At 41.6% G+C, this 16,875-nt stretch carries 12 protein-coding genes; 4 read left to right on the top strand and 8 right to left on the bottom strand.

The window, feature by feature from the left end; all coding sequences use genetic code 11:
• The first annotated feature begins 2 nt into the window (after positions 1–2).
• The 3 genes from ABI367_RS06345 to ABI367_RS06335 are packed head-to-tail and all read left to right on the top strand — an operon-like array spanning position 3 to position 5,250.
• Positions 3–2,441 (top strand): glycoside hydrolase family 31 protein, encoded by a 2,439-nt coding sequence (locus ABI367_RS06345; protein ID WP_462231136.1) that lies wholly within the window; start codon positions 3–5, stop codon positions 2,439–2,441.
• Positions 2,442–2,483: 42 nt separating this feature from the next.
• On the top strand, positions 2,484–3,290 hold the full coding sequence (locus tag ABI367_RS06340; protein WP_462231134.1) for a 3-keto-disaccharide hydrolase: 807 nt from the start codon (positions 2,484–2,486) through the stop codon (positions 3,288–3,290).
• A gap of 25 nt (positions 3,291–3,315) precedes the next feature.
• A complete protein-coding gene (locus ABI367_RS06335; RefSeq protein WP_462231132.1) occupies positions 3,316–5,250 on the top strand; it encodes a glycoside hydrolase family 97 protein in 1,935 nt (644 codons plus the stop codon).
• Positions 5,251–5,381: 131 nt separating this feature from the next.
• On the opposite strand, the gene ABI367_RS06330 is transcribed toward ABI367_RS06335, so the two are convergent.
• The 6 genes from ABI367_RS06330 to ABI367_RS06305 form a co-directional block, all read right to left on the bottom strand.
• The gene (locus tag ABI367_RS06330; protein WP_462231130.1) at positions 5,382–8,426 is read right to left on the bottom strand and encodes an efflux RND transporter permease subunit; all 3,045 of its coding nucleotides are present in this window, start codon (positions 8,424–8,426) and stop codon (positions 5,382–5,384) included.
• Positions 8,423–9,364: an efflux RND transporter periplasmic adaptor subunit gene (locus tag ABI367_RS06325; protein ID WP_462231128.1), complete on the bottom strand. Its 942-nt coding sequence runs from the start codon at positions 9,362–9,364 to the stop codon at positions 8,423–8,425. Before ABI367_RS06325 ends, ABI367_RS06330 begins: the two co-directional genes overlap by 4 nt.
• Before the next feature lies 1 nt (position 9,365).
• A complete protein-coding gene (locus ABI367_RS06320) occupies positions 9,366–10,601 on the bottom strand; it encodes a TolC family protein (RefSeq protein ID WP_462231126.1) in 1,236 nt (411 codons plus the stop codon).
• 44 nt (positions 10,602–10,645) lie between these two features.
• Positions 10,646–11,905: a sensor histidine kinase gene (locus ABI367_RS06315; protein WP_462231124.1), complete on the bottom strand. Its 1,260-nt coding sequence runs from the start codon at positions 11,903–11,905 to the stop codon at positions 10,646–10,648.
• Positions 11,902–12,579 carry a response regulator transcription factor gene (locus ABI367_RS06310; RefSeq protein WP_462231122.1) on the bottom strand — a complete coding sequence of 226 codons (678 nt, stop codon included), beginning with the start codon at positions 12,577–12,579 and terminating at the stop codon, positions 11,902–11,904. Before ABI367_RS06310 ends, ABI367_RS06315 begins: the two co-directional genes overlap by 4 nt.
• Before the next feature lie 190 nt (positions 12,580–12,769).
• A complete protein-coding gene (locus ABI367_RS06305; RefSeq protein WP_462231120.1) occupies positions 12,770–13,531 on the bottom strand; it encodes a hypothetical protein in 762 nt (253 codons plus the stop codon).
• 254 nt (positions 13,532–13,785) lie between these two features.
• On the opposite strand from ABI367_RS06305, the gene ABI367_RS06300 reads away from it, so the two are divergent.
• On the top strand, positions 13,786–14,757 hold the full coding sequence (locus tag ABI367_RS06300) for a hypothetical protein (RefSeq protein ID WP_462231118.1): 972 nt from the start codon (positions 13,786–13,788) through the stop codon (positions 14,755–14,757).
• Between the two features lie 91 nt (positions 14,758–14,848).
• Here the strand turns inward: ABI367_RS06300 and ABI367_RS06295 are convergent, their stop codons facing one another.
• Positions 14,849–15,967: a sulfotransferase family protein gene (locus ABI367_RS06295; protein WP_462231116.1), complete on the bottom strand. Its 1,119-nt coding sequence runs from the start codon at positions 15,965–15,967 to the stop codon at positions 14,849–14,851.
• A gap of 1 nt (position 15,968) precedes the next feature.
• Positions 15,969–16,875: DUF5777 family beta-barrel protein (locus ABI367_RS06290; RefSeq protein ID WP_462231114.1), on the bottom strand; the 907-nt coding region annotated here is incomplete at its 5' end.

The following is a 16,875-nucleotide window of genomic DNA, read 5'->3' as shown; positions in this document are numbered from 1 at the left end:
CAATGACCCGCTTTTCAAAATTATTTAACCCAATATCCTTAGCTGCTGCTTTTTGCGTGTTGGCCATGCCGCTTGTATCAGGTGCGCAAGGGTATCAAAAGACTGCCACAGGTGTAAAAGCAACTGTAAATGGCACATCGGTAGAAGTTCAGTTTTATAGTCCTGAGATCGTGCGTATTGTTAAAGTGCCTGATGGCAAAACCTTTAACAAGCAAAGTCTTTCGGTAATTAAAGACCCCGCGGCTACGCCGGTTACCGTAAAACAGCAGGGTGATGTTTTAAACGTACGCGGCAGTAAGTTGGACGTTATGCTAAACCTTAAAACCGGCGAGGTTGATTTTGCCGGTATTAACGGTGCTTCTTTATTAAAAGAAAAACCCAATAGCGCAACCTTTACACCATTTAATGATGCTGGTAGTAGTACCTACAATGTTTCGCAGGCATTTGTTTTGGATAATGATGAATCTATATATGGACTTGGGCAACATCAGCGCGGCAACCTGAACCAGCGTAACCAGGTGTACAAAAACATGATACAGGGTAATACAGAAGATGTGGTGCCATTTTTTTTATCAGTTAAAGGTTATGGTGTTTTCTGGGATAATTATTCGCCCAGCACTTTTGCTGACGGGAAAGATGGAACCAGTTTTAAATCGGACGTTGGCGACGGTATAGATTATTATTTTATGTCTGGCGGCAATGCCGATGGCGTTATTGCCAATATGCGCGACCTTACCGGGCAGGCACCCATGTTCCCGTTATGGACCTTTGGTTACTGGCAAAGCAAACAGCGTTATAAAAGCCAGGACGAATTGGTTGACGTAGTAAAAAAATACCGCGAGTTAAAGGTTCCTTTAGACGGTATTATACAGGATTGGCAATATTGGGGAAATAACTATTTATGGAACGCCATGGACTTTCTAAATTCCGAGTTCCCTAATCCTAAAAAGATGGTAAATGATGTGCACAATATGAACGCGCACATGATCATTTCTATCTGGGCTTCATTTGGTCCGCAAACATTGCAATACAAAGAAATGCGCCCTAAAAATATGCTGCTTGATTTTAAGACCTGGCCAGAATCAGGTTCAGATAAATGGCCGCCTATGCAGGATTATCCGTCGGGCGTAGTACCTTATGATGCTTATAACCCACAGGCACGTGATATTTTTTGGAAATATGCTAACAAGGGCTTGTTTTCAATTGGTATTGATGGCTGGTGGATGGATTCTACCGAACCGGATCATAGCCAGTTCAAGCCTTCTGATCTTGATATAAAAACTTACTTAGGTTCGTTCCGCAAAGTGCGTAATGCTTTCCCTTTAATGACCGTAGGTGGCGTGTATGACCATCAGCGTGCAACAACTTCGGATAAACGCGTATTTATACTTACACGCTCGGCATTTGCAGGGCAACAGCGATATGGTGCCAATACATGGTCAGGCGATTTGACCTCATCATGGCAGGTACTTAAAAATCAGATCCCAACCGGGCTTAACTTTTCATTAAGTGGTATTCCATATTGGAACAGCGATATAGGCGGTTTCTTTTTATCTAAATTCAGAAGAAAACTGGAAGATCCTGACTATCGGGAACTATATGCCCGGTGGTTTGAATTTGGAACGTTTTGCCCAATGATGCGCTCGCACGGCGACGACGCCCCGAGAGAGATATACCAGTTTGGAAGCAAAGGCGGTAAAGTTTACGACGCGATAGAAAAATATATTAATCTGCGTTACAGTCTGTTGCCTTATATTTACTCAACTTCATACGATGTTACAGCGCACCAATCAAGTATGATGCGTGCCCTGGTAATGGATTTTGCAAATGATAAAGATGCATGGAATGTAAACACTGAATTTATGTTTGGTAAATCGATGCTGATAAGCCCGGTTACTCAGCCTATGTACACAAAGCCCGGACAGATAACCGGCCGCGACACGGTAAAACTGGAAGATTTCAGCACGGTAAAAACCAAACAAACCTACCTGCCTAAGGGTACAAGCTGGTATGATTTCTGGACCGGCGAAAAAGTAACCGGCGGTCAAAATGTTGCTAAAGAAACACCTATTGATATCATACCAATTTATGTAAAGGCCGGATCTGTTTTACCGTTTGGCCCTAAAGTGCAATATGCCACCGAGAAAAAATGGGATGATTTAAAAATTGCCGTTTACCCGGGTGCCAATGGCGACTTTACGCTATATGAGGACGAGAACGATAATTACAATTATGAGAAAGGTAAATTCAGCGAGATCAAGTTCCATTGGGATGATAAAAGCCGTACTTTAAAGATAGCCGATCGTACCGGCTCATTTAACGGCATGTTAGAGGACCGCAAATTTGATATAGTTATAGCACCAACAGGAGGTGATGTTGAAAGCTCAAAAATTGTTAAATCTGTTCCTTATAATGGAAAAGCTGTAAGCATTAAACTTTAATAGTTGTGATTATTGGTTCTCGAAAAATAAACAATTGAAAATATGAAAACAGCCTTTTTATATGTCGCTGCTCTATTGTTTATAGCAGTTGAATCAAAAGCGCAAATGATAGTTGACCCCAGTAAGCCGTTAACCAACAAGCCTGAGGAAACTGAAATATTTCCGCCGCAGGCTGCACTGCCAAAGGTAGTGCAGCCCGGCAAGACATTTGACATTGCACCATCAGACGCGATTATTCTTTTTGATGGCAAAAATTTGGATGAATGGGTATCAACAAAAGATAAAACCCCCGCAAAATGGACGTTGGCAGATGGTGTTATGGTAGTTAACAAACCTGCGGGTGATATTGAAACCAAAAGAAACTTTATCAATTACCAGCTACACATTGAATTTAGGATACCCGCAAACATAACAGGCAGCGGGCAATCGCGCGGTAACAGTGGTATTTTTCTGGCAGCCACAAATGGCAAAGCAGGTGGGTATGAAATACAGGTACTTGATGGCTATAACAACGAGAACAAAACTTATGTTAACGGCATGGTAGGGAGTATTTATAAAGAAAACATCCCCCTGGCTAATCCTGCCAAAAAAGCCGGCGAATGGAATGCTTATGATATTGTTTGGACGGCCCCCACTTTTAATGATAACGGTACTGTAAAAACACCTGCACGGGTAACCGCTTTTTTAAACGGCGTATTGGTGCAAAATAATTTTGAGGTAGAGGGCGAAACCAATTATATAGGTAAGCATGAATATGTAAAACATGGTCCTGCCCCAATAAAGCTACAAGCACATGGCGACAAAAGTGAGCCTATAAGCTACCGTAATATTTGGTTAAGAGAGTTGTAACATATTCATCAAAACAGAATGACCTGTGAAAAATAAAATTGTTTTATTCTTAGGCGCTTTAATGGGCGTACTCGCTCAAACGGCCATTGCGCAGGCACCTAAAGTAACTTCGCCCGATAAAAATATTGAGGTGGAGTTAGTGGCTCCAAAAAACCAAGGTGCAGTATGGTCGTTTGCGGTTAATTATAAAAACCAGGTAAACATTTTACCCGAAGTTAAATTGGGACTGCTAAGAGAAGATGCCGACTTTGCCCATAATTTAACATTAAAGGGTTCAGGCAAAATAAAAGCTATTCATGATCAATACACCGCTATCCACGGTAAAAAATCATTGTGTATAAATGATGGTAATGAAATGAGTTTTCATTTCATTAATGCCAATGCTACCGCGATAGATGTAATACTCAGGGTTTATAACAATGGGATTGCGTTTAGGTATGATTTCCCTGAAAAAAAGCCGGGCCAATTTAAAATGCTTGATGAGCTTACTGCCTTTCACGTGGCAGATAGCTCGAAGCGATGGCTGCAAAAGTTTGTTAGAAGCTACGAAGGGTTTTATCCAATACAGGAAAACAATTTTAAAACCGGCGAATGGGGATACCCGGCATTATTTAAAGCTCCCGGTGCCAATGAGTGCTGGGCATTAATTACCGAAGCTGATATTGATCGCAATTATTGTACAACCAAACTCACCAATACTGTTGCTGCTAAAGACGAATTTAAATTGACCTTCCCATCGCCCGGAGATGGGAATAAAACGGGGGATGTTAACCCAACTTTTTCTCTTCCGTGGCAGTCGCCCTGGCGTGTGGCAATTATTGGACAACTGGCAGATGTGGTGCAATCAACCTTGGTTGAAGATGTAAGCAAGCCACCGTTGGCAACCGAAAATTTTGATTGGGTAAAGCCGGGCACAAGCTCGTGGATTTATTGGGCGGATAACCATGGCACAAAAGATTATCAGCACGTTACCAAATATGTTGACTTAGCAGCCCGCATGGGATGGCCTTATACCTTATTTGATTGGGAATGGGACCAAATGAGCAATGGCGGCGACTTGGAAAAAGCGGTAGGCTATGCTTTAGCTCATGGCGTTAAGCCGGTTATATGGTATAATTCGGGAGGTAAGCATAACACCGTAATGTCAACCCCACGAGATCGTTTATCAACGCATGAAAGCCGGGTTAAGGAATTTGAATGGCTGAATAAGATAGGGATTGTTGGTATAAAGGTTGACTTTTTTGAAAGCGATAAGCAAAACATCATCAACTATTATATTGACATATTAGAGGATGCCGCTAAATATAAGTTAATGGTATATTTTCATGGCTCAACGGTACCGCGTGGCTGGAGCCGCACTTATCCTAATTTAATGACCATGGAGGCAGTGGCAGGGGCAGAACAATATAACAACGGGCCGGTAATGACCACTGAGGCACCGGCCCATAACGCTACTTTGCCATTTACGCGTAACGTAATTGGCCCAATGGATTATACACCTATTACTTTTACAAATTCGCAATACACCCATACCACAACCTATGCGCACGAGTTGGCACTGGCCGTAGTATTTGAATCGGGCGTACAAAATTTTGCCGACCGCCCGGCAGGTTTTGACAATTTGCCCTACGCCGAAAAGCTATTTTTAACCAAAGTGCCGGCTGCCTGGGATAACACCAAACTGCTTTCAGGCTATCCCGGTAAATCGGTAGTTATAGCCAGACGGAAAGGTAAAGAATGGTATATAGGCGGCATAAATGGCGACAGAAGAGGCGGGCAAACCAGTATTGACCTTGGGTTTTTACCCGCAGGAAAAAAATATAAGCTTACACTTATGAGCGATGGCGAATATGACAGCGTTTTTCAGGAGCAGTATATAGTTGTTGAAAACAAAGATAAGGTGCCGGTTAAATGGCTCCCACGCGGCGGGTTTGCCGCTTATCTGGAAGAAGAACTATAATAACAAGGGCTGTTATATCTTCCGGCAGTATCAGCATCCAATCCCGCCCACCTAATGGTGGTTGGCAAATAAACCCTTAATTAATCTATATATATAAAACCGCTCCCGAAAAATTTTCAGGGCGGTTTTTTTTATTGGAATTTATAATTACGATAAGCTATGCGCAGCAAACTTGGCAGCACTATTAATAGCAGCGGCAGCGCAACAATAAAGCCACCTATAACCGCAATTGCTAAAGGCTGATGTAATTGCGCACCGGCGCCAATACCCAAGGCCAGCGGCATTAAGGCTATGATAGCGCCCAATGCTGTCATTAACTTAGGGCGAAGTCTGGTAGAAATAGAATAAATTATAGCCTCATCAACGCCCTGTTTCATGGCGCTGTCTTTAAATTGCAGGAAGGTAAATATGGCGTTTTCGCCAATTATTCCTACTATCATAATAAGCCCTGTATAGCTGCCAACGTTTAACGGCGTATGGGTAATAAATAAAGCCAGCAAGCTGCCCGATACACCCAAAACAGATATCAGTAATATGATCAACGCTACCCTGAACTGTTTGAACAGGAATAATATCACCGCGAAAACCAACAGGCTTGAAGTGATCAATATGATCAATAACTCCTTAAAAGATTGTTGTTGCTCGGCATAGGCCCCGCCATATTCAACGTGGTAACCAGATGGCAGACTCACCTTTTGGGCAATACCTTTTTTTATAGATGCCATAGTGCTGCCCAGATCGCTGTTCTCCAGTCGTGCGCTTATCACTCCCATGGATTGCAGGTCCTGTCGGTTTATTTCGGCATCGCCGGCCCTTAATTCAACATTGGCCAGTTGGGCAATGGGCACCAGCTTGCCGTTAGGTAAAAATATATTCAGATTTTTGATACCTGCAATGTTTAAGGAACGGTTACCCGGGTAAACCAAACGTATGGGTGATAGCTGCCTCGACTCGTAAACACTGCCTACCAGGTTCCCTTCCTGTGCGGTTTGCGCCTGGTATTGTAAATTAGTTGGGGTTAGGCCATATTGTGCCAGTTTGCTGTAATTAGGCACTATGCTTACCGCCGGGCCTGCTATTACGATGCCGTCAAAAACATCGGCGGTACCTTTCGCATTACGCACTACACCGGCTATTTGTTTGGATAACTCCTGTAGTTTTTGCTGATCATCACCAAAAACTTTAACCTCAATCGGTTCAACAGAACTCATCAAATCGCCCAGCATATCGCCTATTACCTGGCCAAATTCAATACGTAACGCAGGCTGTGTTTCGGCAATGGATTTACGGAGATCGCTTATTACATCTTCTGTTGTTTTATCACGTTCCTTTTTAAGCTGAATTAAATAGTCGCCGGTGTTAGGTTCAGTAATAAAAAAGCCCATTTGGGTACCTGTTCGGCGCGAATACGCTTCAACTTCCGGCTGTTTTACAATTATTTTTTCTACCTCGCGCAGTATACGGTCGGTCTCTTCTAATGAGGTGCCAGGAGGCGATGTATAATCTAAAACTATGGCGCCCTCATCCATTTCAGGTAAAAATCCTGTCTCTAATCCTGATGGGATGGCTATCATGGCAACAATTAACAGCAATATGATAACGCCGCCAACGTAGGGGCGTAAAATAAAAAAGGAAACCCACTTTTGGCGTTTAACCTCATGTACTTCTTCCTTCTTTTTAGTTAAGCCAAGTTTGTCTTTGCTCAACAATAAGTAAATTACTGGCAAGCCTATCCATGTAACAAAAAACGAGCATACCAACGTAATAATCATGGTATTGGTAAGCACCTTAAAATAGGCCCCCGCGACCCCGCTCATCAACACAAAAGGGATAAAAATTACAATGGTACTTATAGACGAACCAACCATCGCCGGAAAAAGATAATCAACTGCTTTGCGTAGCAAATGCCTGGTCAATTCATCAGGGTGTTCCTCATGGGTACGGTGTATTTGCTCAACCACCACAATGGCATCATCAATAATTAAACCTATGGCCGCGGCAATGGCGCCCAACGTCATGATATTAAAAGTATATCCAACTGCATACAGCACAATTAAGGTTAAACTTAATGTGATGGGTATGGTAATTAATATGGTAGCGCTTGCCTTTAACGAGCGTAAAAAAATTATAGCTACAATAATGGCCAATACTAACCCTATCCATAAACTGTCGGTTACGCTTTTAACAGACTCGTTAACAAAATCGGCCTGAACATAGTAGGGCTTAATGGTAACGTCATGAGGTAATATTTTTTGCAGGGCCTTTATTTTTAAAGCCATATCGTTTGATAGGTCTATCAAATTGGCATTAGGCTGCTTAATTACGGCTATTAATACCCCATCATGGCCATTGGCATTTATTTTAGTGTACTCAATACCCTCGCTAATTTGTACATCGGCAATATCTTTTATCCGGGTAATACGTTTGCTGTTATTACTGATTACCAGGTCCTCTAACTGGTCCTTTGCAACCAATGTGGCATCGGTAACCGTTAGGTACAGCATTTTATAATCTGCCAGGTACCCGCCTGATTTTACAAAGTTTGTTTGCGATAGCGCAGTGCTAATATTATCGGGAGTGATGGATAGCGCGCTCATTTTTTGACGATTAAGCACCAGCCAGTATTCTTTGGTTTTGCCGCCTATAACCCTTATTTCAGAAACCCCGCTTACCTGCGATAGAAAAGGCTTTACGGTAAAAGTAGCCAGCATTTTCAGTTCAATAGGCGACCGGTTATGACTCTCCAGCGTATAACCACTTACCGGTAAGATAGAAGGGTTCATCTTCTCGGCGGTTATTTGTACATCGGCAGGCAAATCGCCACGAATTTTATCTATTTGTGCCTGTATACGTTGCAGGCTTAGATCTATATCGGCACTCCAGGCCATATAGGCTGATATTTCGCAAGTACCGCGGCTGGTGGTGCTGCGTACCATTTTTAAGTCGGGCACTTGTTTTACGGCATCTTCCAGAGGCTTGGTAACCGTTATCATCATTTTATTTACCGGCTGCAGGCCCGCGTCGGCAATGATCTTTATTTTAGGGAAGGTGATCTCCGGGAAAAGCGAGGTTTGCAACTTACCATACACAAACACCCCGCCAATTAAAATTAGCGCCAATACCAGGCTAATGGGCTTTTTATAGGATATAAAATAATCTTTAACCCGGTTTATCATGGCTTCACAATTTTTATCTTGGCGGTATCAGCCAGGCCATAATTGCCGGTGGTAATTATCCTGTCATGCACCGAAAATTTAGGCGAAACGATCTCAATCCTATCTGCTGTTTCAATGCCCTTGGTTACCGGTACTTTTACCGCAAGGGTATCGTTTATTAACTTCATTACCCAAAAATCGGTTTGTGTTTCATTGGCCAGCACTGCCGATTTTGGCAATGATGTTGTATTAGCTTTGGCCGTTTTAATAATACGTGCTTTAGCTACCAAATTTTCGGGAATTGGATGCGTGCTATTTACTTTTACTACCACACCCTGGGTTTGAGATAAAGTATCAACCGATGGCATTAAGGATGATACACGGCCATTTAGCTTTTCGCCATCAGGTAGCGTAAGGGGTATCTCATTTCCAACCTGCACCAACCTGCGCAACTCGTAAGGAACCTGCAATACAAACGCAAAGCTTGATTCATCGCTAATAATGGCCAGCTGTTCGCCATCCTGCACATAATCGCCAACCTGATGGTTTAATTGGGTTATAAAACCATGCTCGGCCGCTTTAATACGGTTTACCCCCGAAAATTTAAAAGTAGTATCTAATACATTGATACTATTGCCAATGCTTTGCGCCTCTTTTGTTTTTATAGTGAACAGCAAAGCGCCCTTATTTACAAACTGGCCCGGTTTGGCATTTACCAGTTGGATGTAACCGTTGGCATTAGCCTTTACGTAATTTTTTTGCATAAAAACCGCCGTAGCGTTCATATCCACATAATCAGCCATTGGGTTTTCATCAATCGTTGTTACCGCAACCGGGGTTTGCGTGGTGACATCCGCAGCCTCATCATCTGCTGTACCCTGTTGTTTACAGGCAAATAATAACATAACCGCCATAAAACAGGCAGTGGTAATGGTATAATAGGTTGAGCGTTTCTTCATACTATTTTTTCCAGTAGTTTAACTGATTAATAAGCTGTAGCTTGTTGACATTGGTTTGCGTAAGCAAATTTTTTACAGATAGGTAATTGTTAATAGCGATGATCAGGTCGGCTATGCGCAGGTCGCCGGTTTGTAAAAGCTGCGTATCCACCTTTATCAAGCTTTCTGAATATTTAAACTGATCTTTTATTTGTTGTTCAAGGTTATTATTATCGCTTATCTGTTGGTTTAGCTGGGCAATTTGCTGCCGGTACTGCACATCAAAAAAGGCCTTGTAGTTTTGCCTTGTATTTTCCTGTAAAGACAGTTTTTTGTATTGAAGTTTCCGTACGCCGCCATCATAAATGGGTATTGATACCGAAAAGCCAACACTGGTGCCAAAATTTCTATACGGCTGATAGCTAAAATCAGAATTGTACCCGCCATCAGCAAAAATATTTACACGGGGCTTGTAACTATAATCAATTAATGTTCGGGCATTTTCCAGTCGTATGCTATCTGTTTTAAATTGCTGAAAAAATATGCTGTTGTTTTTATCGGCAAAAAGTACCGGTTGTATAGCGGGGTCTTTTATGTCAACAACAGAGGTGTCGGCTATACCCGCTAAATAATTAAGGGTAGTGTATTCAATTTTATATTGCAGACGAGATTGGTATAGTTGTAACTGCTGCTGCTTTAATGTAACTAAAAAAGTTAGATAATCGCTTTGGCGGTATACATTTGCGCGGGTAAGTTTTTTAAGCAGGTCCTCTTCACTGGTTAGCAAGTCAACAACTTCTTTATTAAACTGGTATTGCAACAGGCTGCCATAGGCAGTAATGTATTGCGTAGTGATAGTTTTATTAAGATCCTGCTGAGATATTTTAATGGTATTACCCAACGAGTCGCGGCTTAGTTTTAAGGCGTTAAACTGGGCATTTAAATAGTTTCTGCTAATAAGTGCCTGGTTAACACCAACCAGGGCGTTTAAAGTTTGACCGTTGGTGATGGCCTGTTCATAACCATATCCACCTATAACAGGGGCATAAATGCCGGTACTGCTGGCGCCAACCTGAGGTTTTAACCCTGCACGTATCCTGATGCTGTCCAGTTTGCCCGATTCTATCTGGTTTTTAAGATCATTAAGCAACGGGCTGTTATGTGCGGCGGTTTGCAAATAATCATTTAATGATCGCGATTGTGCCTTTACAACTTGAGCGGTTACCAGTAATACTAAAAATATATATACGTATCGCATTATAAGCTAAAACTATGAATGAATTCTGTATAAAAATTGAAAAGTTATGATCTGTTAAAATCTATGATAAAAGTGTGCCTGCTTTGCTCATAGGTATAGGTTAAATTAAATCCAGATGCCTCACAAATTTCGCGCGATAACGTTAGGCCAAGCCCGCTGCCGTCAGAGTCTGCCGACTTTTGGAAGCGCTGGAAGATAACGTCCTTTTTTAACTGCTCAGGTTGCCCGGTATTGGCAATAACCAATTGGTTTTGATTAAGGGTAATTAATATTAGCCCGCCAACATAATTATGCCTTATAGCATTGCCCAGCAAGTTGTTTAATAAAATATAAAGCATTTCCTTATTCATTAATACTTCAACCTGTTGTAAACTGGGGTTTAGGTGCAAACTTTTGGCTGCTAATAGTTCCTGAAAATCATTAATAACATCCGTTATTCGCTGCTGTATATCCAGCGTTTCTTTTTCATTAATAATGCGGTTTTCAATTTTCGAAAGTAACAGCATTGATTTATTTAGCTTTCGCATTTTTGATACCATGCCATATACCTCGCCAATTAAGGTTCCCTGCCTGTCTGTTAGCTCGCCACTTTGTACCAGGGTATCGAGTTTTGAATTTATTACGGCAAGTGGTGTCATTAACTCGTGCGAGGCATTTTCTACAAAGCTTTTTAATTCCTGGTAATCGTTATTTACCCTTAATGACATGGCTGTTACTTCCTGGTTCATGTCTTTAAATTCATCAATAGCCGTTTCCAGTTCAATGATGTGGCTATTGTCTGTAAGGTTAAATAGTTTTATTTGTTTCAGCATTTGATAAAAAGGCTTCCACAGGTTGGTAATTACCAACCTGTTAATAACCATCAGGGTTAATATGAGCAGCAATATTATCCCCAGTGTTATAAGAAATATAACCTGGATCAAATCATCAGTTTCTACTGTCGATTCAATAATACTAATGCGATAATTTATGCCACTAACTTGTACTGAGCTAATTAACTCTCGTCCTAACTCTCGTTCTTTATGGGATTTATCCCAAACAAGCACATCTGTAAAATGCCTTTTCACAGAATCCCTGCCAACAGGGGTAAAGCTAATTTTAAGGTATTCTGACCTGTATATTTCGGGCAAACGGTTATCGCGTTTTACATGGCCAAATATTTCAATTTCTTCTGCCTGTAGGTCCTTGTCTATTTCTTCTGTTAAAACAAAGCTTATGGTGAAGTAGTAAATAATGCCGGTAATAATAATAACCACTATGGTTACCATTAAACTGATGCGGTTATATTTAGCTAATAATTTCATCCGTCAGTAAATTTATACCCCATTCCATAGGCCGATTGTATGTAATCTTTGCTTCCGGCATCTATTAGTTTTTTGCGGACATTTTTTATGTGCGAGTATATAAAATCAAAATTATCAGACAGGTCTATCTCATCGCCCCAAAGGTGCTCGGCCAGGGCGTTTTTTGAAATTACTTTTCCCTTATTGGCAACAAAATATAACAGCAGGGCATATTCTTTTTTGGTGAGTTTAAGTGTTTGCTGGTTAACAGTAACTGATTTAGCCAGGATATCCATTTGTATCTCGTTAAAAACAATCAGGTGATTGCCGTCAAACGATTTACGGCGAACAATGGCCATTACGCGGGCACGTAACTCTGATAAGTGAAAGGGTTTAGCCAGATAGTCATCGGCACCAAGATCAAGGCCCTGCAACCTGTCATCCAGCGAATTTTTAGCCGAGATGATTAATACCCCGTCCGGAAACCGACTTTGTTTAAGGCTTTGCAAAATATCCAGTCCATTGCCCTGTGGTAAGGTAATGTCCAATATAATACAGTCATACCGGTAAACGTTTATTTTCTGCAATGCGGCAGGATAATCGCTCACCGTTTCGCAAATATTACCGGCATCGGTAAAATAATCCCGTATGCTTTCTCTTAACCCGGTTTCGTCTTCAATAACAAGTAACTTCACTTATTAAAAATCGTTATTTAATCTGGAGAAAATCTGTTGATTGCCTTTTTACTAAGGTGCGTATAAATTTAAGGTTAGTTAACCATATTATGGTATATACCTAATTTATATTGACAAAGAACCAACTCTCCTAAGCTTACTAACTGGAAATTAAATTAACGAAACGTAATAAAAGGATTACCGAGGGGTATTAAAACCTTCGGCCAATAATCATTTTAACAATTGCTTTATCGGTACTGTTGGTTAATCCCAGACCAAAGCCGGCGTTAAATTCCCAATCTGGGCTAACATCCAGATCCGTTGCTATAAATATTTGATGTTGTTGCTGCTGGATAGGGTCATAATGAAAAAACGGGCCCGTACTGCCGTAATATTCTAATCCTAAAGCAACCGCCTTGCTTACATCATAGCTGCCTTTAACATTTGGAGAAAATATGAACCCCGCGTTTTGATCAGGGCCTGCAAAACTTTTGTCTAAAGTAGGATTTATAGCAAGGTATAGTTTGTTCCATTTTTTATCTATAATGGGCCTTAACTCTAACGAGGATGTATTAGCATCGAAAGCACTTTTTTGAAAGCCAAATTCGGCAGATAAACTAACGCCTACTGGCCATTTCCAACTTTCAGGTACAGCTACTCTTGGCCTGATGTGCGAACCAACATAGGCGGTTCGGCCGTCACTTCCAATTGAATTAAAAATGTAAAAGCCTGTTTCAAACCAACTTGTCCAGCCGTGGGTTATTTCAATAGTTTCGTGTATTACATGGTTAGTGGGCAATTCAGGGCCTGACGAGGTGGTGCTGCCATTAAGCGTATAATTGCTATGCAATTCAAACATGGTTTTGCCTTTATCCATAGTTGGTGCCCCGTAAACCTGTATTTCGTAATTATTTTGGGCGTATAAGTGTGCCGTAAATAATAAGGTAGCAAACAGTAAGTAGATTTTTTTCATTCGATTATGTTAAGGATAAAAGCAAAATTGCCTTCAAGCTATAGATCAATTCTGTGCAAATTCAGAAGATTTGATGTTTGGTTGAGCTGCAATCGCGGCCAAATTATAAATAATCAGACAGTTAAATATTATACATAACATAAATTTTACACGTGTTATTATCTCGTCGAGTCATTATCCCCATTGGTCGATTTGATTTCGGGTTGCTTGTAAACATCGCTTTATTTGAGTAGATAACCCCTAAATAATCGAAAATGAAAAAGATCAATTTAATAATAATGCTTGCTGCACTTGCTACACAGCAGGTGTTTGCCCAGGATTCAAAATTAAAAAATGAACAACCCGAGGCAGGAATATGGGCACAGCCCATTAAGGTTGATGGCAACCTGAAAGAATGGAATGATAGTTTCCAGGCATATAATAAGCAAACCAAACTTTTTTATACCATAAGTAATGATGATAAAATGCTTTACCTGGTGGTACGGTCAACAGATATGCAAACCTCTAATAAAATAGGTGCTGGCGGAATAAGCTTTATTATTAATACCGATGGTAAAAAGAAAGATAAGGATGCGTTTAAAATTACTTATCCGGTAATAGCCCGAACAGCCGGCGGCGGCTTTGGTGGGTTTGGTGGTCCGGGTGGCGCCCGTGGCGGGGGCGGTGCCCCCGGAGGATTTGGCGGCGGCCGACCAGACGGTGCGCGTGGCTTTAATGCAACGCCCGATTCGGCAACGCTTGCAGCCAGGCATAAAACGGTTATTGACGGCGCAAAAGAGATAAAAATATTCGGATTTAAAGATATAACCGATAGCCTTGTATCCATTTACAACGAATATGGCATTAAGGCGGCGTTAGGCTATGATGCTGCAGGAAATTACGGATATGAACTGGCTATACCGTTAAAACTTTTAAACATCAGTACTGAAAACAACAAAGGTTTTGCGTATGATATTAAAGTTAACGGCATAACAAGACCCGATTTTGGACAACGTGACGGAAATCCTGGTGGTGGCGGCCCCGGCGGTGGCGGTCCCGGTGGTGGCGGTCCGGGCGGTGGCGGTCCGGGCGGTGGCGGTCCCGGCGGCGGGTTTGGTGGCGGCCCTGGTGGTGGCGGTCCCGGTGGCGGGTTTGGCGGCCCAGGCGGTGGTGGCATGCCCGCCGGACTTAATGATATGTTTGCTGCGACAGATTTTTGGGGTAAATATATACTTGCCAAAAAATAGACCTCACAAAACCTGTATAATATTTATTGTTTCTGCCGGACACCTTAATAAGCTGTGCTGGCAGAAACAATTTTTTATTAAAAACGATCAATTAAGATTTTAATAAATACAGCAATCTCAATGGGTAATTAAAAAGCGGGTTTATGCGCATAACTGTATAACCTAAGTGAGGTGCTAAGTTGCCTAAACGTACACCTAAATACTGTTGGTCTGTTTTTGTTAACAAAACCCCATGTTGTTTTAAATTTAATATTCTTCCAAACGGATTGTCAGTCGTAAATGAGCTGTTTACTTGTGCTAATTTTCCTGCTACAGTGGGTGTAAAAAGCTGAGGTACTATAGTAATATTTAAAAATGCAGCTAACTGTTCAATAACCTGTTGAGTATTATTGCAAATATTTTCATAACGTATCAATAAAAATCGCTGATCGTTATTTTTTTCCTGCTGATTGGCTACGCTAAACGATAGTTTGATATCATTTAGTGCATTGCGTAAGGTTATACTGGGTTCCATTTTTTTGCGGGATGCAAGAATATTAACCGGATTACGTATAAGCTGTATGATCAGGGCCTGGGGGTTTTCAATCCATATCCTTTTTAAATAGCGTTCGTTAACGGGTGTTTTATCAACCCAGGCCTTTGCGTCAAGTTTATTTTGGCAGCTGGCGTAAGCCAGTATAATTGCGTGGTGCGGCCATTGGGGGTTGGTCTTGTCTGCAACTTCCCACCAAGCCATAACATACCGGGCAAAGTCAACATAAGCCGAGTTTTGATCATCGCTTCTCTCTAATAACCAATAAGGCGACTGATTTATAGGGTTGGCCAGCCTGCGTAACCATTCTTTACCCAAATAAGCCATTCGCTTGTTTTCAGGTATTGCTTTTAGTTTAGCTTCAAGGTTGGTATAAAAAGTACCTTCAGAGGGCAACACTACCAGTTGAGGATGGTCATCTAAAATATCCCTTACCAGGGTAGTGCCGCTGCGGTGCACACCGCATATAAATATTGGTCGGCTTGCCAGACTAAGGCCCGCAATAATTTGTTGCTTTGATAAAGATATGGGCCCCCGCTTTTTGGCGGCGGCCCATACTGTATCTGACCATGCATGGGCGGCATTTATGAGTGCCGGCAAACTTTGCTGTAAACGCGAAACGGGCAATAAGGTATTTAATTTTTCTTCTGCCGTTATTATGTCCGCGTTGTGGCCCATTTTATTTTTTATTTTTTGGTCTGAAATCAAACATCCTCGAAATAGTAAAACCTATACGGTATTGCCCTTGAGAAAACCTTGATTGCGAATTACTGAGATAATTAACCTCTGCAATAGCGTTTGAGTTGGTAATATTAACCGTAAACACATGCCCGCCGGTTTCTACTTCGTAGCCAATACCTATTGGATCTTCAAAATTTACATTATTGGTCCTGAAGCTCGAAAACGGGTGGGCATAATCTAACAATAAGCCTGTATGGTTGGTTAATTTAATACGGGCCGCTGTTTGTATGGCAAAAAATTGCTGCTCATTACCGGGCAGTTGGGGGTAAGGTGTATTATCGCGCACAAAGGTTGGCGCTACCTGTAATGATAATCCTGAAAATTTGCGTGCTATAACCGCTTCGGCCAGCCAGGTCACCCTATCTTCAAAGTTTTGAAACACACTGTAAGGGCGTGCGCCGGCCTCGCCAATAAAGGTTAATGCAAATGGCGAACTATTATCAGTAGTTTGGTGCATTACTGCATACTTAAGTTCAAGTTGTATTAACTGGCCAATAGTGCTGCGGTTTAAACCAATGTTAAAGTTATCGCTAACGCCATATTCAAAGCCGAACAAAACATCGTTTACCCTGTCTAACCCAAAGGCGGTTTGCCCTCCGCCATTTTTGCCCGCTATATCGCCAAAACGGTGGATGATCTGGAAGTTGAAATTTTGTTTTTTGATCATTTCGGTGGTTTGCGAATTAACCAGCCGGGTAGCTTTAAATATTACTACACGTTCTGGTTTTGCGGGGCCTTCAATAGCGTTTAATAAGGAGTCGGCAGATGACCGCTGCTGGGCATTTAAGTTGATTGCCATTGCAAGCAGGGCTGCTACAATTAAGGTATGTTTTAAAATAATTTTC

The sequence above is a fragment of the Mucilaginibacter sp. genome (genome assembly GCF_039935595.1).
Classification (GTDB): Bacteria; Bacteroidota; Bacteroidia; order Sphingobacteriales; family Sphingobacteriaceae; genus Mucilaginibacter.
The sequence above is the reverse complement of the archived record's forward strand: the minus strand, read 5'-3'. Positions and strand labels throughout refer to the sequence as shown.

Excerpts from the sequence above, each read along its gene's own strand:
- ABI367_RS06345 (WP_462231136.1), top strand. The coding sequence starts at position 3 with ATGACCCGCTTTTCAAAATTATTTAACCCAATATCCTTAGCTGCTGCT.
- ABI367_RS06325 (WP_462231128.1), bottom strand. The coding sequence starts at position 9,364 with ATGAAGAAACGCTCAACCTATTATACCATTACCACTGCCTGTTTTATG.
- ABI367_RS06295 (WP_462231116.1), bottom strand. The coding sequence starts at position 15,967 with ATGGGCCACAACGCGGACATAATAACGGCAGAAGAAAAATTAAATACC.
- ABI367_RS06305 (WP_462231120.1), bottom strand. The coding sequence starts at position 13,531 with ATGAAAAAAATCTACTTACTGTTTGCTACCTTATTATTTACGGCACAC.
- ABI367_RS06330 (WP_462231130.1), bottom strand. The coding sequence starts at position 8,426 with ATGATAAACCGGGTTAAAGATTATTTTATATCCTATAAAAAGCCCATT.
- ABI367_RS06315 (WP_462231124.1), bottom strand. The coding sequence starts at position 11,905 with ATGAAATTATTAGCTAAATATAACCGCATCAGTTTAATGGTAACCATA.
- ABI367_RS06340 (WP_462231134.1), top strand. The coding sequence starts at position 2,484 with ATGAAAACAGCCTTTTTATATGTCGCTGCTCTATTGTTTATAGCAGTT.
- ABI367_RS06300 (WP_462231118.1), top strand. The coding sequence starts at position 13,786 with ATGAAAAAGATCAATTTAATAATAATGCTTGCTGCACTTGCTACACAG.
- ABI367_RS06320 (WP_462231126.1), bottom strand. The coding sequence starts at position 10,601 with ATGCGATACGTATATATATTTTTAGTATTACTGGTAACCGCTCAAGTT.